This is a genomic window from Variovorax sp. 160MFSha2.1 (genome assembly GCF_048305075.1).
In the GTDB taxonomy this organism is placed as follows: Bacteria; Pseudomonadota; Gammaproteobacteria; order Burkholderiales; family Burkholderiaceae_C; genus Variovorax; species Variovorax guangxiensis.
This window is the reverse complement of the sequence record NZ_CP157624.1, coordinates 6027114-6051012: the sequence shown is the minus strand read 5'-3', so window position 1 is coordinate 6051012 and position 23899 is coordinate 6027114. Positions and strand designations below refer to the sequence as shown.

At 68.2% G+C, this 23899-nt stretch carries 26 protein-coding genes; 24 read left to right on the top strand and 2 right to left on the bottom strand.

Annotation, left to right across the window (positions count from 1 at the left end):
* The first annotated feature begins 70 nt into the window (after nucleotides 1-70).
* The 4 genes from ABL838_RS27885 (at nucleotide 71) to ABL838_RS27870 (ending at nucleotide 3212) form a co-directional block, all read left to right on the top strand.
* Nucleotides 71-841 (top strand): SDR family oxidoreductase, encoded by a 771-nt coding sequence (locus ABL838_RS27885; RefSeq protein ID WP_126023760.1) that lies wholly within the window; start codon nucleotides 71-73, stop codon nucleotides 839-841.
* 745 nt (nucleotides 842-1586) lie between these two features.
* Nucleotides 1587-2279: an HAD family hydrolase gene (locus tag ABL838_RS27880; protein WP_184640913.1), complete on the top strand. Its 693-nt coding sequence runs from the start codon at nucleotides 1587-1589 to the stop codon at nucleotides 2277-2279.
* 86 nt (nucleotides 2280-2365) lie between these two features.
* Nucleotides 2366-2692, top strand: a complete 327-nt coding sequence (locus tag ABL838_RS27875; protein WP_126023757.1) for a thioredoxin family protein — start codon at nucleotides 2366-2368, stop codon at nucleotides 2690-2692.
* A 46-nt stretch (nucleotides 2693-2738) separates the two neighbouring features.
* A complete protein-coding gene (locus ABL838_RS27870; RefSeq protein WP_418122907.1) occupies nucleotides 2739-3212 on the top strand; it encodes a hypothetical protein in 474 nt (157 codons plus the stop codon).
* A gap of 21 nt (nucleotides 3213-3233) precedes the next feature.
* Here ABL838_RS27870 and ABL838_RS27865 read toward each other — a convergent pair whose 3' ends face one another.
* Nucleotides 3234-4262 carry an AraC family transcriptional regulator gene (locus ABL838_RS27865; RefSeq protein ID WP_418122905.1) on the bottom strand — a complete coding sequence of 343 codons (1029 nt, stop codon included), beginning with the start codon at nucleotides 4260-4262 and terminating at the stop codon, nucleotides 3234-3236.
* 141 nt (nucleotides 4263-4403) lie between these two features.
* Here ABL838_RS27865 and ABL838_RS27860 point away from each other — a divergent pair, with 141 nt between their 5' ends.
* The 8 genes from ABL838_RS27860 to yfcF all read left to right on the top strand — a co-directional run bounded on the left by ABL838_RS27860 (nucleotide 4404) and on the right by yfcF (nucleotide 14332).
* Nucleotides 4404-5576, top strand: a complete 1173-nt coding sequence (locus ABL838_RS27860) for an isovaleryl-CoA dehydrogenase (RefSeq protein ID WP_369660694.1) — start codon at nucleotides 4404-4406, stop codon at nucleotides 5574-5576.
* Between the two features lie 57 nt (nucleotides 5577-5633).
* The gene (locus tag ABL838_RS27855; protein WP_418122903.1) at nucleotides 5634-7316 is read left to right on the top strand and encodes an AMP-binding protein; all 1683 of its coding nucleotides are present in this window, start codon (nucleotides 5634-5636) and stop codon (nucleotides 7314-7316) included.
* A gap of 139 nt (nucleotides 7317-7455) precedes the next feature.
* Nucleotides 7456-9078, top strand: a complete 1623-nt coding sequence (locus ABL838_RS27850; protein WP_418122901.1) for a carboxyl transferase domain-containing protein — start codon at nucleotides 7456-7458, stop codon at nucleotides 9076-9078.
* A 10-nt stretch (nucleotides 9079-9088) separates the two neighbouring features.
* Nucleotides 9089-9889 carry an enoyl-CoA hydratase/isomerase family protein gene (locus tag ABL838_RS27845; protein ID WP_418122899.1) on the top strand — a complete coding sequence of 267 codons (801 nt, stop codon included), beginning with the start codon at nucleotides 9089-9091 and terminating at the stop codon, nucleotides 9887-9889.
* A 25-nt stretch (nucleotides 9890-9914) separates the two neighbouring features.
* Complete coding sequence (locus tag ABL838_RS27840; protein ID WP_418122897.1) at nucleotides 9915-10589, top strand: DUF4126 domain-containing protein; 675 nt, start codon at nucleotides 9915-9917, stop codon at nucleotides 10587-10589.
* Nucleotides 10582-12594, top strand: a complete 2013-nt coding sequence (locus ABL838_RS27835) for a biotin carboxylase N-terminal domain-containing protein (RefSeq protein WP_418122895.1) — start codon at nucleotides 10582-10584, stop codon at nucleotides 12592-12594. Before ABL838_RS27840 ends, ABL838_RS27835 begins: the two co-directional genes overlap by 8 nt.
* Before the next feature lie 72 nt (nucleotides 12595-12666).
* The gene (locus tag ABL838_RS27830) at nucleotides 12667-13605 is read left to right on the top strand and encodes a DUF4349 domain-containing protein (RefSeq protein WP_418122893.1); all 939 of its coding nucleotides are present in this window, start codon (nucleotides 12667-12669) and stop codon (nucleotides 13603-13605) included.
* Nucleotides 13606-13702: 97 nt separating this feature from the next.
* Nucleotides 13703-14332 (top strand): glutathione transferase, encoded by a 630-nt coding sequence (gene yfcF, locus ABL838_RS27825; RefSeq protein ID WP_126023747.1) that lies wholly within the window; start codon nucleotides 13703-13705, stop codon nucleotides 14330-14332.
* 22 nt (nucleotides 14333-14354) lie between these two features.
* Here the strand turns inward: yfcF and ABL838_RS27820 are convergent, their stop codons facing one another.
* Nucleotides 14355-14669 (bottom strand): EthD family reductase, encoded by a 315-nt coding sequence (locus ABL838_RS27820; protein WP_418122891.1) that lies wholly within the window; start codon nucleotides 14667-14669, stop codon nucleotides 14355-14357.
* A gap of 95 nt (nucleotides 14670-14764) precedes the next feature.
* Here ABL838_RS27820 and ABL838_RS27815 point away from each other — a divergent pair, with 95 nt between their 5' ends.
* The 12 genes from ABL838_RS27815 (at nucleotide 14765) to ABL838_RS27760 (ending at nucleotide 23852) form a co-directional block, all read left to right on the top strand.
* A complete protein-coding gene (locus ABL838_RS27815) occupies nucleotides 14765-15685 on the top strand; it encodes a 2-hydroxyacid dehydrogenase (RefSeq protein ID WP_418122889.1) in 921 nt (306 codons plus the stop codon).
* 96 nt (nucleotides 15686-15781) lie between these two features.
* Entirely contained in the window at nucleotides 15782-16531 is a 750-nt protein-coding gene (locus tag ABL838_RS27810; RefSeq protein WP_126023744.1) for an IclR family transcriptional regulator, read from the top strand.
* The gene (locus ABL838_RS27805) at nucleotides 16528-16926 is read left to right on the top strand and encodes a cupin domain-containing protein (RefSeq protein WP_418122888.1); all 399 of its coding nucleotides are present in this window, start codon (nucleotides 16528-16530) and stop codon (nucleotides 16924-16926) included. Before ABL838_RS27810 ends, ABL838_RS27805 begins: the two co-directional genes overlap by 4 nt.
* Nucleotides 16927-16957: 31 nt before the next feature.
* On the top strand, nucleotides 16958-17974 hold the full coding sequence (locus ABL838_RS27800; protein ID WP_369660704.1) for a Bug family tripartite tricarboxylate transporter substrate binding protein: 1017 nt from the start codon (nucleotides 16958-16960) through the stop codon (nucleotides 17972-17974).
* The gene (locus ABL838_RS27795) at nucleotides 17971-19197 is read left to right on the top strand and encodes a CaiB/BaiF CoA transferase family protein (RefSeq protein ID WP_418122886.1); all 1227 of its coding nucleotides are present in this window, start codon (nucleotides 17971-17973) and stop codon (nucleotides 19195-19197) included. Before ABL838_RS27800 ends, ABL838_RS27795 begins: the two co-directional genes overlap by 4 nt.
* Nucleotides 19194-20363, top strand: coding sequence for an acyl-CoA dehydrogenase family protein (locus tag ABL838_RS27790; RefSeq protein ID WP_418122885.1), 1170 nt, complete (start codon nucleotides 19194-19196; stop codon nucleotides 20361-20363). Before ABL838_RS27795 ends, ABL838_RS27790 begins: the two co-directional genes overlap by 4 nt.
* Before the next feature lie 13 nt (nucleotides 20364-20376).
* Nucleotides 20377-20673 carry an acylphosphatase gene (locus tag ABL838_RS27785; protein ID WP_126023739.1) on the top strand — a complete coding sequence of 99 codons (297 nt, stop codon included), beginning with the start codon at nucleotides 20377-20379 and terminating at the stop codon, nucleotides 20671-20673.
* Between the two features lie 138 nt (nucleotides 20674-20811).
* A complete protein-coding gene (locus ABL838_RS27780) occupies nucleotides 20812-21732 on the top strand; it encodes a hydroxymethylglutaryl-CoA lyase (RefSeq protein ID WP_418122883.1) in 921 nt (306 codons plus the stop codon).
* Nucleotides 21733-21770: 38 nt separating this feature from the next.
* Complete coding sequence (locus ABL838_RS27775) at nucleotides 21771-22406, top strand: LysE family transporter (protein WP_418122881.1); 636 nt, start codon at nucleotides 21771-21773, stop codon at nucleotides 22404-22406.
* 47 nt (nucleotides 22407-22453) lie between these two features.
* The gene (locus ABL838_RS27770; RefSeq protein ID WP_126023736.1) at nucleotides 22454-22942 is read left to right on the top strand and encodes a YbaK/EbsC family protein; all 489 of its coding nucleotides are present in this window, start codon (nucleotides 22454-22456) and stop codon (nucleotides 22940-22942) included.
* Entirely contained in the window at nucleotides 22939-23208 is a 270-nt protein-coding gene (locus ABL838_RS27765) for a DUF1289 domain-containing protein (protein ID WP_126023735.1), read from the top strand. The genes ABL838_RS27770 and ABL838_RS27765 overlap by 4 nt, the downstream gene beginning before the upstream one ends.
* Nucleotides 23205-23852, top strand: a complete 648-nt coding sequence (locus ABL838_RS27760; protein WP_418118033.1) for a 2-hydroxychromene-2-carboxylate isomerase — start codon at nucleotides 23205-23207, stop codon at nucleotides 23850-23852. The genes ABL838_RS27765 and ABL838_RS27760 overlap by 4 nt, the downstream gene beginning before the upstream one ends.
* Nucleotides 23853-23899: the final 47 nt, after the last annotated feature.

The following is a 23899-nucleotide window of genomic DNA, read 5'->3' as shown; positions in this document are numbered from 1 at the left end:
CGCGCGCGGAGCGGCGCGCAATAAGCTCGGTTTCCTGAATCCGATCACTCTTTCAGGAGACATCCGCACCATGGACACCACCCAACTCTTCTCGCTGAAGGGCCGCACCGCGCTCATCACCGGCGGCTCGCGCGGCATCGGCCGCATGATCGCCGAGGGCTTCCTCGCGCAGGGCGCGCGCGTCTACATCTCGGCGCGCAAGGCCGCGGCCTGCGACCAGACGGCGAAGGAGCTGTCGGCTTTCGGGCATTGCGTTTCCTTGCCGGCCGACGTGTCGACGGTCGAGGGGGCGCAGGCGCTGGTCGATGCCTATGCGAAGCATGAAGGCTCGCTGGACATCCTCGTGAACAACGCCGGTGCCGCCTGGGGTGCGCCGTACGAGGAGTTTCCGGAAAGCGGATGGGACAAGGTGGTGGACCTGAACCTGAAGACGCCGTTCTTCCTGACCAAGGCGTTGACGCCGATGCTCAAGAAAGCCGCCACCGACCATCTGGCGAAGGTGATCAACATTGCGTCGATCGACGGGATCTCGGTCAATCCGCAGGAGACGTACTCCTATGCGGCGAGCAAGGCGGGGCTGATTCAGCTTACCCGGCGAATGGCGCTGCGGCTGGCGCAGGATCGCATCGTGGTCAGTGCGATTGCGCCTGGGGCCTTTGCTTCGGATATGAACAAGGTGGCTCGGGATCATGGGGATGAGATCAAGGGGCGGATTCCTGCGGGGCGGATCGGGGTGCCGGAAGACATGGCTGGGGCTGCCATCTACCTGGCCTCTCGGGCTGGGGACTATGTGATGGGGTCTACGTTGGTGGTTGACGGGGGTGTTACGCACGCTCGTTGAGTTTTTGGCTGGGTGTTTGTTTCCCGGGGCCGGGACTCGCCCCGGCGGGCGACCTACTTTCTTTTGCTTCGCCAAAAGAAAGTAGGCAAAGAAAAGGCGACCCCACTGTCTGCGACCCCTTCGCTTTGCGAAGGGGCAACCTGCGGTGCTCGCGTTTCGCGGGGTCTCGCAGAACTCGCTTCGCTCAGACAGCTGCGAGCCCTTGTCCGCGCAACGCTGCGCTCCTCGGCGCAGCCAGAGGGGAGGGGAGACGCATGGGCCTTTGCTTCGCTCGGCCCCCAAGGCACGACAGGCGCTTCGCGCCTGCCGTGCTTGGAATGAGGCGGTGAGTCTGTTGGGTCTGCGTGCGCTACTGGCGCCTTCGGAATCGGTTTTGACCTTGAGTCCCTGGCCGAGCGAAGCGAAGGCCAGTCCAAGGCTGTTCAGAAGCCGAGCGCAGCGATGGCGCGTGGAGATCCCTTCTGGCTGCGCCGAGGAGCGCAGACGTAGGAGGGATAAGGGCCGCAGCTGTCTGAGCGCAACGCAGTGGAGCGAGTTCTGCGGACCCCCTCCGGAGTCGAGCACCGCAGGTTGCCCGTAGCGAAGCGAAGGGACGCAGACAGTAGGGTCGCCTTTCTTTTGCCTACTTTTCTTTGGCGAAGCAAAGAAAAGTAGGTCGGCCGCCGGGCCGAGACCCGGCCCCGGAAAGCAAACCCCAAAAGCCGATTGCTACCATCAACGGCACCCCAAAGGCCTAAAAAACACAATGTCCCCTTTTCCCTTCTCCGCAGTCCTCTTCGACTGCGACGGCGTTCTGGTCGACTCCGAACCCATCACCAACCGCGTCTTGGCCGGCATGCTCGGCGAACTGGGCTGGCAGCTCAGCACAGAGGAAGCGATGAACACCTTCACTGGCAAGGCGGTGAAGGACGAAGCCGCGCTGATCGAATCGAAGACCGGCTTCCGGATCACCGACGAATGGCTGGCGAACTTCCGCGCCCGCCGCAACGAGGCACTGGAACGCGATCTTGTCGCCATTCCGCGTGCACCTGAAGCCATCCGCGAAATCCACGCCATGCTCGACGGCCGCATCGCCTGCGCCTCCGGCGCCGACCGCCACAAGGTCGAACTGCAGCTCGCCAAGGTCGGCCTGCTCGACTTTTTCCAGGGCCGCATCTTCAGCGGCCACGAGATGCCGCGCTCCAAGCCGCATCCCGATGTGTACCTCGCGGCGGCCAAGGCGCTGGGCGTGGACCCCAGGCGCTGCGCCATCGTGGAAGACACCGTCACCGGCGCGATGGCCGGCGTGGCGGCGGGCGCGACGGTGTTCGGCTACAGCACGGGCGAGTCGGGCCACAGCGGCCCGGGGCCATTGTTGAGCGTGGGCGCGGTGAGGGTGTTCAGCGACATGGCCGAATTGCCCGCGCTGCTTTCGGGCTACGGGCTGCAGGCGGCCTGAGTTTCTGTTGGAATGCGGGAGGAAGCCCGGGCACCCCCCGAGCCAACCCCGAGCCGAAGGCAGGCAGGAAGGAAGCAAGCACATCCATGACCTCCGAATACAAAACCGAGCAGCCCGAGCGCAGCGAGATCGACGCGCTCACCGGCCCCGCCGTGGTCGAGTTCGGCACCAACTGGTGCGGCATCTGCAAGGCCGCGCAGCCGAACATCACCGAAGCATTCGCCCAGTTCCCGAACGTGCGCCGCATCAAGGTGGAAGACGGCAGCGGCCGCCCGCTGGGCCGCTCGTTCAACGTGCGGCTGTGGCCCACGCTGGTGTTCATGCGCGACGGCAAGGAAGTCGCGAAGCTGGTGCGTCCGGAGGACAGCAAGTCCATCGCCGATGCGCTGGCGCTGATCGATCGGCCGGCCTGACCGTTCCCGGCATGGTGCCTGCCCATCGGTGCAGCGCCGCGAACCCATGAACTCCGAACTGCATCAGCTCGCGAAGACGGCCGATCTCGGCTCGGAAGCGCGGCGGTTGCTGCGGCTGCGTTTCGGCTTCGCGTGCGTGCAGCGTGTGCGGCACCTGCTGGAGTCGCCGGAGGCCCTGGAAGGGCTGGACACGCTGGGCGCATTCCTCGAAGGCAAGATCAGCTCCGCCGCCCTGGCATTGGCCGAACAGCGGATGGCCGTGGTGGCAGGGAGCCATCCGGGTTCCCGCTCCATCGACGGAACGGCCCATGCGGCAGTCTCGGCGACCTATGCGGTGTTCCAGGCGGTTGCCGGCCGCGCACTGCAGGCCGCGGAGTACGCGGCCTACGCAACCGTCTATGCATACGGCGCCTATGCGATCACCGATCCCGAGGCTTTCGCCGAGGAGTTCGCCTGGCAGGTCTCGGCGTTCGAGGCACTGCTGCGCGAAGAGCATCCACTGCCGGCGCGGGCCGGCTGACCCCGCATCCGAACGCAGCGCCTATTTGTCCCGCTGCCTGAAGTCGCGCGGCGCCTGCCCAGTCCATTGCTGGAAGGCGCGCGAAAAGCTCTTCTCGTTGCGAAAGCCCACGGCCAGCGCGACCTGCTTGATGGGGCGGCTGGTCCGGCGCAATTGATCCACGGCCATCTCGTGGCGCACCTCGTTCTTCAGCGCCTGCAGCGAGGTGCCTTCCTCGTGCAACTGCCGATGCAGCGTGCGGCCCGACACGTTGAGCAGCGCGGCCAGCGCCTCGGCAGTGGTGGCCTCGTTGGTGCGCGAGCGCAGCAGCTCGCGCACGCGCTGGCCCAGCAGGCGGTCGCGGCGGTATTGCAGGATGGTGAGCGGCAGCGCGCGCTTGAGCATGGCACGCAGCGCGCGTTCGTCGCGCTGCAGGGGCAGGGCAAGGTAGCGCTCGTCGAAGGCGATGCCGGCCTGCGGCGCGCCGAAGCGCACGTCGGGTGCGAACATCAGCGGGTAGGCGTCGCTGTGCGGCGGCGCGGCGAACGGAAAGGCCGCATGGCGCAGCGAGATGCGCGAATCGATGGCCCAGCACATGTAGCCGTGCACGAAGCGCAGGATGGTCACCAGGCAGAACTCGCGGAAGGCGTCGTCGAGCGGGCGGTTCTCGGCGATGCGCAATGTGGCCACGCCGCCGGCCACGTCGAGCGACAGGCCGATGTCGTCGGTCAGCAGCCGGTGGTGGCGGCACCAGCGCTTGAGGGCCACGCCCAGGTTGGGCGAGCTCAGCGAAGCACGGCACAGCATGCCGTAGCTGCCCCAGGGCAGGCGCCGGGAGAACCAGCCGAGCGTTTCGTCGTCGAGTTCCTGCATGGCGTGGCTCGACAGCGCCTCGAACTGCGCCGCCGTCACCCGCGCCCCCGGCCGGGCCAGTTCGCGCGGCGTGATCTGTGCCACCCTCAGTGCCTCCGCTGGGTCCTTCCCGTAGCGCTCGTAGGCCTGCACGATGGCTCTCACGAAGGCCATCGGCGTGACGGCGCGGGTGGGGCGGAGGAACGACGGGGGGGGCATGGCTTGGGCGGCGGGTCGTGGCGCAATTTGCAACCATTGTGGCGCCAATTGAGGCGCAGCGAAGCGTAAGCTGCGGACTTTCAAGCAAGCGCCATTCCGCGCGGGTAGCTCTGCGCGCCGACCTCAGAGGAGACAAACCCCATGCACGATCCCGGCCTGAACTTCGACCTGGGCGAGACCATCGACTCGCTGCGCAGTGCGATCCAGGACTTCGCCGCCAACGAGATCGCCCCCCGCGCCGCCGACATCGACCGCGACAACCTGTTCCCGCACGACCTCTGGAAGAAGCTCGGCGACCTCGGCCTGCACGGCATGACGGTGAAGGAGGAGTACGGCGGCACCGAACTGGGCTACCTGGCCCACATCGTGGCCATGGAAGAGGTTTCGCGCGCATCGGCCTCGGTGGGCCTGTCGTATGGCGCGCACTCCAACCTGTGCGTGAACCAGATCCACCGCAACGGCAATGACGCGCAGAAGAAGAAGTACCTGCCCAAGCTGGTGAGCGGCGAACACGTGGGCGCGCTGGCCATGAGCGAGCCCAACGCCGGCTCCGACGTGGTGAGCATGAAGCTCAAGGCCGAGAAGAAGGACGGCTACTACGTGCTCAACGGCGGCAAGATGTGGATCACCAACGGCGGCGACGCCGACACGCTGGTGATCTACGCCAAGACCGAGCCCGAGATGGGCGCGCGCGGCATGACGGCCTTCATCGTCGAGAAGAGCTTCAAGGGCTTCTCGGCCGGCACCAAGCTCGACAAGCTGGGCATGCGCGGCTCCAACACCTATCCGCTGTTCTTCGACAACTGCGAAGTGCCGGAAGAGAACGTGCTCGGCGGCGAAGGCATGGGCGCCAAGGTGCTGATGAGCGGCCTCGACTACGAGCGCGCCGTGCTCTCCGGCGGCCCGCTCGGCATCATGGCCGCGTGCATGGACGCGGTGATCCCCTACATCCACGAGCGCAAGCAGTTCGGCCAGAGCATCGGCGAGTTCCAGCTGATGCAGGGCAAGATCGCCGACATGTACTCGACCTGGCAGGCCACGCGCGCCTACGTGTACGCGGTTGGCAAGGCCTGCGACCGCAACGACCATGCGCGCACCTTCCGCAAGGACGCGGCCGGCGCCATCCTGTACTCGGCCGAGAAGGCGACCTGGATGGCCGGCGAGGCGATCCAGACGCTGGGCGGCGTGGGCTACACCAAGGAGTTTCCGGTCGAGCGGCTGTGGCGCGACGCGAAGCTGTACGAGATCGGCGCCGGCACGAGCGAGATTCGGCGCATGCTGATCGGGCGCGAGCTGTTCTCCGAAACGGCCTAGGATGTTTTGCGCCTTCCCCAGCGGGGAAGGTGCCGGACGAAGGAGACAAGGAAGGAAATGAGCATGACCGCCGCATTGACCGAGAGCTACAACAAGGGCGCCGCCGATGTCCCGCTGATCGAACAACCCATCGGCGACTTCTTCGACGACATGGTCGCGAAGCAGCCCGACCGCGAGGCGCTCGTCAGCCGCCATGAAGGCAAGCGCTACACCTACCGCGAGCTGCAGGCCGAATCGAACCGCCTTGCCAGCGCGCTGCTGGGCCTGGGCCTCGTGCCCGGCGACCGCGTGGGCATCTGGTCGCACAACAACGTGCCGTGGGTGCTGATGCAGATCGCCACCGCGAAGGCCGGCCTGATCCTCGTCAACATCAACCCGGCCTACCGCACCTCCGAGCTCGAATACGCGCTCAACAAGGTCGGTTGCAAGGCGCTGGTGACGATGGCGCAGTTCAAGACCAGCGATTACCTCGGCATGCTGCGCGAACTGGGCCCGGCGAAGCTGCCGCAGCTGGCCCACACCTTCTGGATCGACGCGAAGCCGGGCGAGGGCGCCGAGCAGCCCGGCATGAAGCGCTTCTCGCAACTGCTCGCCAGCGGCGACGCCAATGACCCGCGCGTCGCGCAGGTGCAGAAGACGCTGAAGGCCACCGACCCGATCAACATCCAGTTCACCAGCGGCACCACGGGCTTTCCCAAGGGCGCGACGCTCACGCACCGCAACATCCTGAACAACGGCTTCTTCATCGGCGAGTGCATGAAGCTCTCGCCGGCCGACAGGCTGTGCATCCCGGTGCCGCTGTACCACTGCTTCGGCATGGTGCTGGGCAACCTGGCCTGCCTCACGCACGGTTCGGCCATCGTGTACCCGAACGACGGCTTCGATCCGCTCACCGTGCTGGAGACGGTGCAGGCCGAGAAATGCACCGGGCTGCACGGCGTGCCCACGATGTTCATCGCCGAACTCGACCATCCGCGCTTCAAGGAGTTCGATCTGTCGACGCTGCGCACCGGCATCATGGCCGGCTCGCCGTGCCCCATCGAGGTGATGAAGCGCGTGGTCAGCGAGATGCACCTTAGCGAGATCACCATCGCATACGGCATGACCGAGACCAGCCCCGTCAGCTGCCAGAGCAGCACCGACACGCCGCTGGACCGCCGCGTGTCGACCGTGGGCACGGTGCAGCCGCACCTGGAGGTGAAGATCGTCGACCCCGAGACCGGCGCCGTGATGCCCTCGGGCAAGTCGGGCGAGCTGTGCACGCGCGGCTACTCGGTGATGCACGGCTACTGGGACGACGAGGCCAAGACCCGCGAGGCCATTGACGCCGAGCACTGGATGCACACCGGCGACCTCGCCACCATGGACGCCGAGGGCTACGTCAACATCGTCGGCCGCATCAAGGACATGGTGATCCGCGGCGGCGAGAACATCTACCCGCGCGAGATCGAGGAGTTCCTCTACCGCCATCCGAAGGTGCAGGACGTGCAGGTCGTCGGCCTGCCCGACCGCAAGTACGGCGAGGAGCTGTGCGCCTGGATCATCGTCAAGCCCGGCCAGAGCGCCACCGAGGAAGACATCCGCGAGTTCTGCAAGGGCCAGATCGCGCACTACAAGGTGCCGAAGTACATCCGCTTCGTCGCCGAGTTCCCGATGACCGTGACCGGCAAGATCCAGAAATTCAAGATCCGCGACGAGATGAAGGCGCAGCTGGGTCTCGATGAGGCTCGCACTGCATGAAAAAGGGCTCCGTACGCAGAGGACGCGAAGGTTTCGCGAAAGACGCGAAAGGACAGCCAATATCTTTTGATGGTTTCTTTCGCGCCCTTTGCGAAACCTTCGCGCCCTCTGCGTCCTGCCCCCCGAATCTGATTCCAACATGACCCAACTAGAAACCAAGCTCAACGCCCGTTCGGCGGACTTCCAGGCCAACGCCGCGGCCATGCGCGCGCTGGTCGACGACCTGCGTGCGCAGTTCGCGAAAGTGGAGCAGGGCGGCGGCGAGGCCGCGCGCGCCAAGCACACGGCGCGCGGCAAGCTGCTGCCGCGCGACCGCGTGGCCGAGCTGCTCGACCCGGGCACGCCCTTCCTCGAGATCGCGCCGCTGGCCGCGCATGCGATGTACCTCGACGGCAAGGGCGTGGAGTCGGCGCCGGGCGCCGGCATCATCGCGGGCATCGGCCGCGTCAACGGCGTCGACTGCATGATCGTGTGCAACGACGCGACGGTGAAGGGCGGCACCTATTACCCGATGACGGTGAAGAAGCATCTGCGCGCGCAGGAGATCGCCGAGCAGAACCGCCTGCCGTGCATCTACCTCGTCGACTCGGGCGGCGCCAACCTGCCGAACCAGGACGAGGTGTTTCCCGACCGCGAGCACTTCGGCCGCATCTTCTACAACCAGGCCAACATGAGCGCCCAGGGCATTCCGCAGATCGCGGTGGTGATGGGCTCGTGCACGGCCGGCGGCGCGTACGTGCCGGCGATGAGCGACGAATCGATCATCGTGAAGAACCAGGGCACCATCTTCCTGGGCGGACCGCCGCTGGTGAAGGCGGCCACGGGCGAGGTGGTGACGGCGGAAGACCTGGGCGGCGGCGACGTGCACACGCGGCTTTCCGGCGTGGCCGACCATCTTGCGCAGAACGACCTGCATGCGCTGGCGCTCGCGCGCTCGGCGGTGGCGAACCTCAACGCCAAGGCCGCGCCGGCCCCGGCGAAGGCCGAGGTGCGCGAGCCCGCGTATCCGCGCGAGGAGCTCTACGGCGTGATTCCCACCGACACGCGCAAGCCCTTCGACGTGCGCGAGATCATCGCGCGCATCGTCGACGGCAGCGAGTTCCACGAGTTCAAGGCGCGCTTCGGCGCCACGCTGGTGTGCGGCTTCGCCGAGATCGAGGGCATGCCCGTGGGCATCGTGGCCAACAACGGCATCCTGTTCTCCGAGTCGGCGCAGAAGGGCGCTCACTTCATCGAGCTGTGCTGCCAGCGCAAGATTCCGCTGGTGTTCCTGCAGAACATCACCGGCTTCATGGTGGGCCGCAAGTACGAGAACGAGGGCATCGCGCGCCACGGCGCCAAGATGGTGACGGCCGTGGCCACCGCCAACGTGCCCAAGTTCACCATCATCATCGGCGGCAGCTTCGGCGCCGGCAACTACGGCATGTGCGGCCGCGCGTACAGCCCGCGCTTCCTCTGGATGTGGCCCAACGCGCGCATCAGCGTGATGGGCGGCGAGCAGGCCGCGAGCGTGCTCGCCACCGTGAAGCGCGACGGCATCGAAGGCAAGGGCGGCAGCTGGAGCAAGGAAGAGGAAGAAGCCTTCAAGGCACCGATCCGCCAGCAGTACGAAGACCAGGGCCACCCCTACTACGCCACCGCGCGGCTGTGGGACGATGGCATCATCGATCCGGCCGACACGCGCCGCGTGCTCGCGCTGGGCCTGGCCGCTGCTCGCAATGCGCCGGTGCCGGAGCCGAAATTCGGCATCTTCCGGATGTGAGGAGGCTGGCATGAGCGAATACACCAAGCTCCAGCTGAGCCTCGACGGCGCCATCGCCCGCGTCTGGCTCGACCAGCCCGACGCACGCAATGCCTTCGACGACGTCGTCATCGCCGAACTCACGCGAGCCTTCGCCGAGGCCGGCGCCGCGCCGCAGGTCAAGGCCATTGTGCTGGGCGCGAACGGGCCGGCCTTCTGCGCGGGCGCGAACCTCAACTGGATGCGCCGCATGGCCGACTACACGCGCGACGAGAACATCGCCGACGCGGGCAAGCTCGCCGAAATGTTGCGCACCATCGCCGAGTGCCCCAAGCCGACTATCGCGCGCGTGCAGGGCGACGTGTACGCGGGCGGCATGGGGCTGGTGGCGGCCTGCGACATGGCCGTGAGCGTGGACACCGCCTGGTACTGCCTGAGCGAAGTGAAGATCGGCCTCGTGCCCGCGACCATCAGCCCCTACGTGCTGCGCGCGATGGGCACGCGCGCCTCGCAGCGCTACTTCCTCACGGCCGAGCGCTTCACCGCGGCCGAGGCGCATCGCATCGGCTTCGTGCACGAGGTGGTGGCCGCCGACGCGCTCGACGCGAAGGTCGACGAACTGCTGAAGGCGCTGACCGGTGCGAGCCCGGCGGCAGTGCGCGCCTGCAAGAAGCTGATCGCCGACGTGGCGGGCCGTGAGATCGACGACGCGCTGATCGCGCAGACGGTCGAAGGCATCGCGGACATCCGCGCCAGCGATGAAGGCCGCGAGGGCGTGCAGGCCTTCCTGCAGAAGCGCAAGCCCTCGTGGCTCGAGGCGAGCAAGTCCTGAAGACCCATTCTCCGGAGGTCGCGCCATGAACACCAGCCTCGACATGCCGCAGCTGCTCGCGCTGGCCGCCGCCATCGGCTGGGCCAGCGGCGTGCGGCTCTACCTGGTCGTGCTGCTGACGGGCCTGGCCGGCTATTTCGGCTGGGTGCCGCTGCCGGGCGGGCTGCAGATGCTGGCGCATCCGGTAGTAATCGCGGCCAGCGGCTTCATGGTGTTCATCGAATTCTTCGCCGACAAGATCCCGGGCCTCGATTCGCTGTGGGACGTGGTGCACACGGCCATCCGCATCCCGGCGGGCGCGGCGCTCGCGGCCAGCGTGTTCGGCGTGGACCACGGCGTGATGGCCATCGTGGCGGCGCTGTTGGGCGGCAGCTTCGCGGCCACGGCGCATGCGGCCAAGGCCACGACGCGCGCGGCCATCAACACCTCGCCCGAGCCGTTCTCGAACGTCGGCGCCTCGCTGGCGGAAGACACCATGGTGCCCGCGGGGCTGTGGCTCGCGGTGGCGCATCCCTTCGTATTTCTCGTGCTGTTCGTGCTGGTGCTGGTGGCGAGCGTGTGGCTCATCCGCAAGAGCTGGCGTTTCCTCAAGTCGCTGTTCGCCCGCGTGGCCCGCATCTTCAGCGGCCGGCCCGATCCGGGCGTGGTGCCCGCGTTTCAACTGAAAAAGAATCCTCCGGGAGACACTCCGAATGTTTAAGAAGATCCTTATCGCCAATCGCGGTGAAATCGCTTGCCGCGTAGCTGCTACCGCCCGCCGCATGGCCATCCGCACCGTCGCCGTGTATTCCGACGCCGACGCGCATGCCAACCACGTGCGTGCCTGCGACGAGTCGGTCCATCTTGGCGGCAGCGCGCCGAAAGACAGCTACCTGCGCTGGGAAAAGATCCTCGAGGCCGCCAAGGCCACGGGCGCCGAGGCGGTCCACCCCGGCTACGGCTTCCTCAGCGAGAACGAGGAGTTCGCGCAGGCCTGCGCCGATGCCGGCCTGGTCTTCATCGGCCCGCCGCCGTCGGCCATCAAGGCGATGGGCCTGAAGGCCGAGTCGAAGCAGCTGATGGAGAAGGCCGGCGTGCCGCTGGTGCCCGGCTACCACGGCCACGACCAGAACCCGCAACTGCTGCAGCGCGAGGCCGACCGCATCGGCTACCCGGTGCTCATCAAGGCCAGCGCGGGCGGCGGCGGCAAGGGCATGCGCGCGGTCGACAGGGCGGAAGACTTCGCCGCCGCGCTCGCCTCCTGCCAGCGCGAGGCCATCAACAGCTTCGGCGACGACGCGGTGCTGATCGAGAAGTACGTGCAGCGCCCGAGGCACATCGAGAGCCAGGTGTTCGGCGACACGCACGGCAACTATGTCTACCTGTTCGAGCGCGACTGCTCGGTGCAGCGGCGCCACCAGAAGGTGCTCGAAGAAGCGCCCGCGCCTGGCATGACGGAGGCGATGCGCAAGCGGATGGGCGAGGCCGCAGTGGCTGCTGCGCGTGCCGTGAACTACGTGGGCGCAGGCACTGTGGAGTTCATCGTCGAGCAGCGAGAGGGCGGCGAGATGAACTTCTTCTTCATGGAGATGAACACGCGGCTGCAAGTGGAGCATCCGGTGACCGAGGCCATCACGGGTCAGGATCTCGTCGAATGGCAGCTGCGCGTGGCTTCGGGCGAGGCGCTGCCTGCGAAGCAGGCCGAACTGCAGATCCACGGCCATGCCATCGAGGCGCGCATCTGCGCCGAGAACCCCGACAACAACTTCCTGCCCGCCACCGGCACGCTGCGCGTCTACCGCAAGCCTGCTGCCACGGCCTTCCAGCGCAGCCGCGTGCGCATCGACGACGGCGTGCGCGAGGGCGGCGAGATCTCGCCCTTCTACGACTCGATGATTGCCAAGCTGATCGTGCACGGCAGCACGCGCGAAGAGGCGCTGGCGCGGCTCGACGCCGCGCTGGCGCAGGTGCAGATCGTGGGCGTGGCGACCAACGTGCAGTTCCTGCGCGGCATCCTGGCGACTGAATCGTTCTCGAAGGCCAACCTCGACACCGCGCTGATCGAGCGCGAGCGCGCGGTGCTGTTCGACCGCGAGCCGCTGGGGCTGCCGCTGGCCGCGGCCGCCGCGATCACGCGCACGCTGATCGGCGAATGGCCCGGGAAGATGCCCGATCCCTTTGCGCGGCGCGACGGCTGGCGCTCGCTGGGCGAGTACCGGCGCCACTTCGACTTCGAGTTCCGCGGAGCGGAGCAGACCGCGCTCCTGACCTACAAGCGCGACGGCGGCCTGTGGCTCGAAGCCGGTGGCGTTGCGGGCCCGCTGGTCATCGGCCGGTTCCCGACCGGCGAGTTCGAGGTGGAGTTCGCGGGCAGCCGGCAGACGCTCGACGTGCACCTCGACGGCGCCGTGGCCCACGTCTTCGCCTCGAAGGGTGCGACGAAGATCACCGCCATCGACCGGCTGGCCCATGCGGGCGACACGCAGGCCGAGGGCGGCCGGCTCACCGCGCCGATGCCGGGCAAGGTGGTGTCCTTCGCGGTCAAGGCCGGCGACAAGGTCAGCCGCGGCCAGCCGCTGGCGGTGATGGAGGCCATGAAGATGGAGCACACCATCGCCGCGCCGGCCGACGGCACCGTGGAAGAGCTGATGTTCGCGCCGGGCGAGCAGGTGGCCGAAGGCGACGAGCTGCTGCGGATGAGCGCCGCAGCCGCTGCGGCAGCCTGAAAAAAAGTTAACCCCGTTGCGGGCGCCCGCCCGTATGAGCTGCGGTAGTCAACATTCAAGGGAACTCCTTCCATGACCTATCGCATGCCCAGTTTCTCCGTCCGCCGCCACGCGGGCATCGCCCTGCTGGCTTTGGCCGCGGCTCTTTCACTGGCCGGCTGCGGCCGCAACGGCGAGGAGAAGCGGGCGGCCGCCGTGCTCTCCGAGCCGGCCCCGCCGCCCGCGCCCATGCAGGCCGCGAGCGGGTACGCAGGCGGCGCGGACATGCGGATGCGGTCGGCCGAGGCGGCCACCGACGAGTCCCGGAACAGCCAGGACACACCCCTGCAGCGCTTCCTGGCCGTGCGCCAGGAGCTGAACGTCGAGGTGCCGGCCGACCAGCTCGCCGATGCCTGGGGCAAGGTGCGCGACCTGTGCGGCACGCTGAAGTGCGAGCTGCTGTCGTCGTCGCTGCTGCGCGAGACGCCGCAGCAGCCCGGCAACGCCATGCTGGAGATGCGCGTGGAGCCTGCCGACGTCGAGAAGCTGCTCGGCGGCCTGGCGGGCGTGGCCAGCGTGGTCTCGCACACCACCACCAGCGAGGACAAGACCGCCGAAGTGATCGACGTCGAGGCCCGCATCAGGAACCGCACCGAATTCCGCGACAGCCTGCGCGCGATGCTGCGCGACACCGTCACCAAGCGCACCATGACCGACCTGCTGGCCATCCAGCGCACGCTGTCGGACACGCAGGCCGAGCTCGACGCCATCGCCACGCAGCGCAAGGTGCTGGCGCAGCAGACCAGCAAGCAGCACATCCAGATCCAGTTCACGGCCAGGCGCGCGCTGGTGAGCGGCGGCGACGGCTACAGCCCGATGCGCAATGCGCTGCGCAACGCGGGCTCGGTGCTGTCGGAAAGCGTGGGCTCGCTCATCACCTTCATCGCGGCCGTGCTGCCGTGGCTGCTGCTGGTGGTGCTGCCGCTGGGCTGGCTGGCGCGGGTGCTGTGGCGCCGCCGCCGCGCCAGCTAAGACGCGCCAGCTAAGAATCAGTCAGTAAGATCGCGCACCTACCGCTTCAAGGCCTTTTGTTTTACAGGCCCCCATTCGCGCAGGAGCCTTCTTCCCGATGCCGGACCCGCTACGCCTCCATGTGGACGCCCAGTTCGCCAGCCCCTATGCCATGTCCGTGTACGTGGCGCTGAACGAAAAGCAACTGGACTTCCACATCTCCCCGGTCGACCTGGGTGCGCTGGAGCACCGGGCGGCCGGCTTCTCCCGTTTGTCCTTGACCCAGCGCGTGCCGACGCTGGTGCATGGAGATTTCGCGCTTTCCGAATCGTCCGCCATCACCGAGTACATCGACGAGACTTTCGCCGGGACGGCGCTGTATCCCTCCGAACCCCGTGCCCGCGCCCGTGCGCGCCAGCTGCAGGCCTGGCTTCGCAGCGACCTCATGCCGGTGCGGCAGGAACGCTCCACGGAGGTGATCTTCTACGCTCCGGCGGGCGCTCCACTGTCGGCGGCCGCGCACCGCGCGGCGCAGACGCTCTTCCAGGTCGCGCAGGCGCTGCTGCCGGAAGGCGCGGAAAACTTGTTCGGCGACTGGTCGATCGCCGACGTCGACCTGGCGCTGATGCTCAACCGCCTGGTGATGAACGGCGACGCCGTGCCGCAGCGGCTGGCGTCCTATGCCGACAGGCAGTGGCAGCGGCCGTCGGTGCAGCGCTGGGTGGCGCTGGAGCGGCCGCCGCGCTGAGGCCGCGTCAGGGCTCTTTCGGTCAGCCCACCACCACTTCGCTGATCTGCGTCAGCGGCACGATGTCGGTGTAGTTCTTCACGTCGTCCCTGACCTCCTTCTGGTGCGGGCCGAAGGCCTTCAGGAAGGATTCGACCGATTCGGCGAACACGTGGCACATGGCGACGTAGGTGGGCGCGGAGCCCGGCGCGCCGCCGGACAGGCCCTTGTCGATGGCGTACGAGAGGCATGCATCGCCCATGCGGGCCTTGATCATGGGCATGTGCTTGTCGCGGTAGTAGTCGTGATCGAACCGTGCGCCGGGGGTGTGGGGGTACATCACGCTGAACTTGATCATTCCAAGAGTCTCCTGAGGTGGGCGTTCGAGGATAGGAGATGGCCAGTGCCCGCACAAGCCGATGGCGACGCGGGCGCGACCTAAGATGCGTGCCCATGCGAATCACCGTCTACCTCACCGACAACCGCCCAGACCCCTGGATCGAAGGCCTGAAGGCCGAACTCCCCGATGCCGTCATCGAAGCCTGGAAGCCCGGCGCGCCGCAGGCCGACCATGCCGTGGTGTGGGCGCCGCCGCAGGAGTTCCTCGACGAGCAGCCGAAGCTGCGCGGCATCTTCAACATCGGCGCGGGCGTCGATGCGCTGCTCAAGCTGAAGGTGCCGGCGCACACGCGCATCGTGCGGCTCGACGACGCGGGCATGTCGGTGCAGATGGCGGAGTACGTGTGCCACACGCTCATTCGCCATTTCCGCGAATTCGACGCCTACGAGGCCGACGCGCGCGAGGGCAAGTGGAGCTACCGCAAGCCGAGGATGCGGCGCGACTTTCCGGTGGGCATCATGGGCCTGGGCGTGCTCGGCGAGCGCGTGGCGAAGGCCGTGGGGCAGTTCGAGTTCCCGGTGCTGGGATGGAGCCGCTCGCCGAAGGAGATCGAGGGCGTGCGCGTGTTCAGCGGCGAGGCGCAGTTCGACGAGTTCCTCTCGTCCACGCGCGTGCTGGTCAACCTGCTGCCGCTGACCGATGCGACGCGCGGCATCCTCAACCGCGACACGCTGGGCAAGCTGCGGCCGGGGGGCTACCTCATCAGCATCGCGCGCGGCGGCCACCTGGTGGAAGACGACCTGATTCCGATGCTCGACGCCGGCCGGCTCGCGGGCGCGACGCTGGACGTATTCCAGGTCGAGCCGCTGCCCGCCGACCACGCCTTCTGGCGCCATCCGAAGATCACCGTGACGCCGCACGGCTCGGCACGCACGTTGCGCGAAGAGTCCATCGCGCAGATCGCCGGGAAGATCCGCGCGATGGAGCAGGGGCTGCCGATCGCCGGCGTGGTCGATCCGGTGCGCGGCTACTGACGACGGGGGCGCGTCCCCTCTCCGGGCCCGCCGGAGTGCATCGCGGGCAGGGGAAACCCTGAAACACTGATTTTTCACAAGTATGAAAATATTTTCATGACTGTGAAAACCGCGTTTCGGGTGATCGAGATCGTCGAACTCTTCGCCCGCGAGAAGCAGCCGCTGGCCCTTTCGGAGATGGCGCGCCTGCTCGACATGCCGGTGTCGAGCTGCCTGGGCCTGATCCGCACGCTCGAGGAGCAGGGCTACATGTACGAGACCGGCCGCCGCCAGGGCTACTACCCGACCGGCCGGCTGTTGGCGATGGCGCAGGTCATCGCCGCCCACGACCCGGTGCTCGACCGGGTGAAGGCCACGCTGGAGGAGCTGCGCGACGCGGCGCGCGAGACGGTGGTGTTCGGCAAGTTCCGCGACGCGGGGCAGGTGGTGTACTTGGAAGTGCTGAGCGCGCCGCAGAGCATCCGCTACACGGCCGAGTCGGGCGAGACGCGCCCGGCGTACGCCAATTCCATCGGCCGCGCGCTGCTTTCAACGCTGGACCCGGACGAGCGCCGCCGGCTGCTCGAAGGCGCGACCCTCGCGCCGCTGACCGACGCCACGCTCACCACCGCCGACGCCATCGAGGCCGAACTGCAGCGCTCCGCCACGCGCGGCTGGTACGGCAATCTCGGCGAGAGCATTCCCGACCTGATCGGCCTGGCCTGGCCGCTGCGCATCGGCGGCGAGGCCTACGCCATTTCCGTCGCAGGTCCGCGCTACCGCATGGAGGCGCGCATCGAGGAGATCGCCGCGATGCTGCGCTCGGCCTGCCTCGCCATCGAACCCAAGAACGAAAGCCCCCGATGACAGCAACGACAGCAGCAGCCCCCCGCTATTTCGTCCGCGAGGCCGAGATCGCCGGCTACCACCCCGCCAACCACACCGGCACGCTGAACAAGCGGCTGATCGGCCCCGAGACCGTGGGCGCGAGGCAGCTCGAAGTGCTGGTGGGCCACATCCAGAAGGGCAAGGGCGCGCTGCCGCATGCGCACCCGGGCATCGAGCAGGTCTGCTACATGCTCGAAGGCCGCGCGGTCGCCGAGGTGGGCGGCCAGCGGCAGGAGCTGCACCCGGGCGACAGCTGCTTCTTTCCCGCCGACGCGATGCACACCTTCACCGTGGTGAGCGACGAGCCGGTGCGCGTGCTGGTGATCTACAGCCCGCCCTACGAGGAATCGCCGGAGCGCGTGATCCGGCCCTGAAGCGACAGCAAACGACAACCGGAGACAAACCATGCAGACAACGAAGAACGCGACCGGGCAACCGGCCGCGATGGCGAACCGTCGCCGTTTCATTTCCATCGGCGCCGCCGCGGGCCTCGCGGGCGCCATGCCCTGGGCCTTCGCGCAGGACGGCTATCCGAAGCAGCCCATACGCATCGTCGTGCCTTTCGCGGCCGGCAGCGGCACCGATGCGGTGGCGCGCATCGCGGGACAGATGCTCGGCGATGCGCTCAAGGCCTCGGTCATCATCGACAACAGGGCGGGCGCCAACGGCGTGATCGCGGCCGAGTACGTCGCCAAGGCGGCGCCCGACGGCTACACGCTGTTCATGACCACCAACACCACGCACTCGGCCAACCCGAGCCTGATGAAGTCGCTGCCCTACGACCCGGTGAAAGACTTCGCGCCCGTCAGCCGCATGGGCAACCTGCCTTTCATGCTGGTGGTGAACAACGACCTGCCCGTGAAGAGCGTGGCCGAGCTGCTGGCCTGGGGCCGCGCGCATCCCGGCAAGCTGACCTACGCGAGCGGCAACAGCACCGGCATCGTGAGCGGCGCCACGCTCTCGCGCATGAGCGGCGTGCCGATGCTGCACGTGCCCTACAAGAGCACGCCGCCGGCCATCGCCGACCTGATCGGCGGGCAGGTGTCGATGATGGTGGTCGACCTCGCGGCGGGCCTGGCCACGGTGAAGGCCGGCAAGATGCGGGCGATCGCCGTCACCACGCAGGAGCGCACCAAGCTCTTCCCCGAACTGCCGCCGCTGGCCGACACGCCCGAACTCAAGGGCTTCGACATCACCTCGTGGAACGGCGTGTTCGCGCCGGCGGGCACGCCGCGCGACATCGTGCTGAAGCTCAACAAGGTGCTGGCCGACATGGCCAACGGCCCGGTCTTCCGCGAGCGCGTGGCGAAGCTGGGTTTCGACGCCTTCGGCAGCACGCCTGAAGAGCTGGGCGCGTTCACGGTTGCCGAACTGGCGAAGTGGAAGAAGCTGATCCAGGCGGCGGGGATCCAGCCCGAATGAGCGCGGGCGGACCTCTCCAGGGCATCCGCATCCTCGACCTCACGGCCGTGGTGATGGGCCCCTATGCCACCCAGACGCTGGGCGACCTGGGCGCCGACGTCATCAAGGTCGAGCCGCCCGGCGGCGACAACCTGCGCGCCGTCGGCCCGATGCGCAACCCGGGCATGGGCGCGATGGCGATGCACCTCAACCGCAACAAGCGTTCCATCGTGCTCGATCTCAAGCAGCCCGAGGGCCGCGAGGCCTGCCTGCGGCTGGCCGCGGGCTGCGACGCGCTCATCTACAACACGCGGCCGCAGGCGATGGCGCGGCTCGGGCTCGGCTACGAGGCGGTGTCGGCGGTGAACCCGAAGATCGTCTACCTCGGCACATTCGGCTATGGCGAGCAAGGGCCGTATGCGGGCAAGCCTGCCTACGACGACCTGATCCAGGGCGCGGCCGGCGTGGCCTCCCTCTTCGCGCAGCAGAGCGGCAGCGCGCCGCGCTACGCGCCCGTCACGCTGGCCGACCGCGCGGTGGGGCTGCAGGCGGCCATCGCGCTGCTCGCGGCCGTGCTGCATGCGCAGCGCACCGGCAAGGGCCAGGCGGTGGAGGTGCCGATGTTCGAGGCGCTGTCGCAGTTCGTGATGGGCGACCACCTCGGCGGCCACAGCTTCGAGCCGCCGCTGGGGCCCACCGGCTACGCGCGCCTGCTCGCGCCGCACCGCAAGCCCTACGCCACGGCCGACGGCTACCTCAGCGTGCTGATCTACAACGACAAGCACTGGCAGGCCTTCTTCGACGTGATCGGCCGGCCCGAACTGCGCGACTCGCCGATGTTCGGCACGCATACCGCGCGCGCCGCGAACATCGGCGCGGTGTATGCCTTCGTGGCCGAGGTGATGGCCACGCGCACCAGCGACGAATGGTTCGCCGCGCTGTCCGCCGCCGACATCCCGGTCGCGCGCCTGCACAGCACCGAAAGCCTGCTCGACGACCCGCACCTGCGCGCCGTCGGCTTCTATCCCGAGCTCGACCACCCGAGCGAGGGCCGCATCCGCACGCTCGCGCCGGTCGGCCGCTACAGCGCCACGCCGGCCGCCATCCGCCGGCCGGCGCCGCGCATCGGCGAGCAGAGCGTGGAGCTGCTGCGCGAAGCGGGCTACGGCGAAGAGGCCATCGCCCGCATGCTCGAAGGCGGCGTCACGCTGCAACCTGAACCGACGAAAGACAGCGAAGAATGAATTTCTCCTTGAACGAAGACCAGCGCTCGCTGGTCGCCGCCATCGAACGCCTCTGCGAGGACTTTCCCATCGACTACTGGCGCGACCACGACGACCGCGCCGTGTTCCCGCACGAGTTCCACCGCGCCGTGGCCGAGAGCGGCTGGCTCGGCATCGCCATGCCCGAGGCGCAGGGCGGCGCGGGGCTGGGCATCACCGAGGCGGCGCTGATGATGCGCGCCATCAGCGCATCGGGCGCGGGCATGTCGGGTGCGTCGTCGGTGCACATGAACATCTTCGGGCTCAACCCGGTGGTGGTGTTCGGCAGCGAGGAACAGCGCCAGCGCTTCCTGCCGCCGCTGATCGCGGGCACCGAGAAGGCCTGCTTCGCAGTCACCGAGCCCGACGCGGGGCTCGACACCACCAGCCTCAAGACCCAGGCCGTGCGCCGGCCCGGCGGCGGCTACGTGCTGCACGGGCGCAAGATCTGGATCTCGACCGCGCAGGTGGCCGACCGCATGCTGATCCTCACGCGCACCACGCCGCTCGACCAGGTGAAGAAGCCCACGCAGGGCCTCACGCTGTTCTACACGCCACTGGACCGCGCCCGCGTCGAGGTGCGCGAGATCCACAAGCTGGGCCGCGCGGCGGTGGACTCCAACATGCTCTTCATCGACGGGCTCGAGGTGCCGGAGGAAGACCGCATCGGCGAGGAGGGCAGGGGCTTCGAATACATCCTGCACGGCCTCAACCCCGAGCGCATATTGATCGCGGCGGAAGCCATCGGCATCGGCCGCGCCGCGCTGCGCATCGCCTCGCAGTACGCGCAGGAGCGCGTCGTGTTCGGCCGTCCCATCGGCCAGAACCAGGGCGTTTCGCATCCGCTGGCGCGCGCCTGGGCCAACCTGGAGGCGGCCGACCTGATGATGCTGAAGGCCGCCACGCTCTACGACGGGGGCGAGCCCTGCGGCATCGAGGCCAACGCCGCCAAGTACCTCGCGGCCGAGGCGGCGCACGATGCCTGCCAGAACGCGGTGCTCACGCTCGGCGGCATGGGCTACGCGAAGGAATACCATGTGGAGCGGCTGCTGCGCGAGAGCTACATCCCGCGCATCGCCCCCGTCAGCCCGCAGATGATCCTGAACTTCATCGCCGAGAAGGCGCTGGGGCTGCCCAAGTCGTACTGATCTCTCTGGAGCCATGAACACCGTCGCCCGCCATCTCGCCATCCGCGGCCTCGTGCAGGGCGTGGGCTATCGCTGGTCGATGGTGCAGGCGGCGAAGCGCCTGCGTGTGCGCGGCTGGGTGCGCAACCGGCGCGACGGCAGCGTCGAGGCGCTCGTGGCCGGTGAGGCTTCTGCGGTGGAAGAGCTGATCCGCTGGGCGCGCCAGGGGCCGGAAGGCGCGCGCGTCGATGCGGTCGACGTTGGCGATCCGGCCGGTGCCATCGCGGCCCAGGCCCCGCCCGACGGCTTCGAGCAGAGGGAAACGGCCTAGCACCGATCGCCTGGCGCCATTTGCAACCTCGCAGGCGCGCATTGCTACCTTCCCCGGCTTCTGTACCAGGCAGGGGATTTCCATGTGGCCGACAATCGAAGGCGGTCTTCCATCCTCCAGCGATACAAGAGACATCCCATGAAACTCCCCACCCAAGTCAGGCTCGTCGACGTCGGCCCGCGCGACGGCCTGCAGAACGAAAAGCAGCCCGTCTCCGCCGAAGTGAAGATCGGCCTCGTGCACCGCCTGCAGGACGCGGGCCTGAAGGAGATCGAGGTCACCAGCTTCGTGAGCCCGAAGTGGGTGCCGCAGATGGCCGACAACGCCGAGGTGATGCACGGCATCAGCCGCAAGCCGGGCGTGCTCTATTCGGTGCTCACGCCCAACATGAAGGGCTTCGAGGCGGCCATCGCCGCGCCGCGCCAGGAGTGGCCCGACGAGATCGTGGTGTTCGGCGCCGCCAGCGAGGCCTTCAGCCAGAAGAACATCAACTGCTCCATCGCCGAAAGCATCGAGCGCTTCGCGCCCGTGGTGGCTGCGGCGCTCGAGAAGGGCATCCGTGTGCGCGGCGCGATGTCGTGCACGGTCGGCTGCCCCTATGAAGGCGAGATCGCGCCGGCCAAGGTCGGCTACCTCGCGCAGCTGATGAAGGGCATCGGCGTGCAGCGCGTGGACGTGGCCGACACCATCGGCGTGGGCACGCCGCGCAAGGTGCAGGCCGCGATGGAAGCCACGCTGGCGCACTTCGGCGTCGACGCCATTTCCGGCCATTTCCACGACACCTACGGGCAGGCGCTCGCCAACACGCTGGCGGCGCTCGAGCTGGGCGTGTGGAACTTCCAGTCGTCCTCGGCCGGCCTGGGCGGCTGCCCCTATGCCAAGGGCGCGACCGGCAACGTGGCGACCGAGGACGTGGTCTACATGCTGCACGGCATGGGCATCGAGACCGGCATCGACCTCGACAGGCTGATCGACGCGGGCGTCTACATCAGCGAGGCGCTGGGCCGCGAGCCGAACTCGCGCGCCTCGAAGGCCATCCGCACCAAGCGGGCCGGCTGAAGCGCTGAATCGAACAGATAGATAAGCGGGAGTAGTCAGTGGATCTGCATGTGTGGCTTGCATTCCTGGTGGCCAGTTGCGTCATCGCGGTGTCGCCCGGTTCGGGCGCTGTGCTCAGCATGAGCCACGGGCTCAGCTACGGCGTGCGGCGCACCACGGCGACCATCGTGGGGCTGCAGCTGGGGCTCGCGGTGATCCTGCTGGTGGCCGGCCTTGGCGTGGGTGCGGTGCTCACCGCCTCGGCCAGCGCGTTCCTGGTCGTCAAGGTGGTGGGCGCGTGCTACCTGCTGTGGCTGGGCTGGCGCCAGTGGCGTGCGCCCGTCGCGAAGATCGAGGGCGGCGCGACGCAGGCGGCTGAACCCGACCTCACGGCACCGCAGCGCGTGCTGCGCGGCTTCCTCACCAACGTGACCAATCCCAAGGGCATTGTCTTCATGGCCGCGGTGCTGCCGCAGTTCATCCAGCCGACGCGGCCCCTGTGGCTGCAGCTGCTGGTGCTGCTGGCCACCACGGTGATGGTCGACGTGACCGTGATGCACGGCTACGCCTGGCTGGCCGCGCGGCTGCAGGGCATGCTGCGCAGCGTGCGCGCACGGCGCGCGCAGAACCGCGTCTTCGGCGGCGTGCTGATGGCGATGGGCGCGATGCTGTTCCTGTTCAAGCGCATCGCCTGACGGAGCCGGCGCCCACGGCCCGGCAGCCTGATAGATTCGAAGCCATCATGTGCGGATCCGAACTCCATAACCTCCCCGAAGGCGTCCAGCGCGTTTCCCGCGCCCTGCAGGATGCCGGCCACCCCCACTCCCCACGCATGCTCGACGACGCCTGCCGCACCGCGCAGCAGGCGGCCGACGCGCTCGGCATCGCGGTCGGGCAGATCGCCAAGAGCATCATCTTCCGGCGCAAGAGCGACGAGTCGGCGGTGCTGGTCATCACCTCGGGCGACAAGCGCGTGGATGAGAAGAAGGTCGACGCGCTGGTCGGCAAGACCGGCCGCGCCGACGCCGACTTCGTGAAGTCGCGCACCGGCTTCACCATCGGCGGCGTGTCGCCCGTGGGCCACCTGACGCCGCCCGTGGTGCTGATCGACCGCGAGCTCTTCCGCTTCGAGGAGATCTGGGCGGCAGCCGGCCATCCGCACGCCGTGTTCCAGCTGCGCCCGCACGACCTCGAGAAGCTCACCGGCGCGCCGGTGGCCGACGTGGTGTGAATTTCGCGGAAGCCGAGACGCTGGCCGAACGCGCCGTGGCGGTTCAGGCTGCGGCGGGCGATGTGCCTTCGCCGTGCTGCTCGGTGTGCCGCATGGATCGCCTGAGCGGCTTCTGCGAAGGCTGCCTGCGCACCATCCCCGAGATCGCGGGCTGGAGCAGGATGGAAGACGAGACCCGGCGCCACGTGTGGCGGGCGATAGAGTTGCGGGCGAAGGCCGGCATCTGGCGCGTGCCCGCGGCGAACCCAGGAGACAGCAGCCCATGAAGCACATCGACTTCCATCTCGACTTCATCTCGCCCTACGCGCACCTCGCCTTCGAGCACCTGCCCGAAGCGCTCGAGGGCCTGAGCTACAGCGTGGCCTACAGGCCGGTGCTGCTTGGCGCGCTGCTCAAGCAGCACGGCCAGCTCGGGCCGGCGGAGATTCCGTCGAAGCGCAGCTGGACCTACCGCCACGTGCTCTGGCTGGGCCACACGCACGGCATAGAGATCCGGATGCCGGCCTCGCATCCTTACAACCCGCTGGCGCACCTTCGGCTGGCGGTATCCACGGGCGACGACGGCACCATCAGCCGCCTCGTGGCCGAGACCATCTTCCGCCACGTGTGGCGCGGCGGCGAGGAAGCGGGCGACCCGGCGCGGCTCGCCGCGCTCACCGCGCAGCTCGGGCCGAAGCGCGACGCGAACAGCGACGAGAGCAAGGCCCTGCTCAAGCGCAACACCGAAGAGGCCCTGCGCCAGGGCGTGTTCGGCACGCCGACCTACGTGGTCGACGGCCGCCTGTTCTGGGGCTTCGACGGCCTGCAGATGCTGCGCGCCTACCTGTCGGGCGATGCGTGGTTCGACGGCCCTGAGTGGGCTTCGGCGGACCAGCGCCCGGCCTTGCTGCGCAGCAGCAAACAGGGCTGAGTACAAACCCGCGGGCGCCGGAAAAGCGCCCCGATTTCTTACAGGCT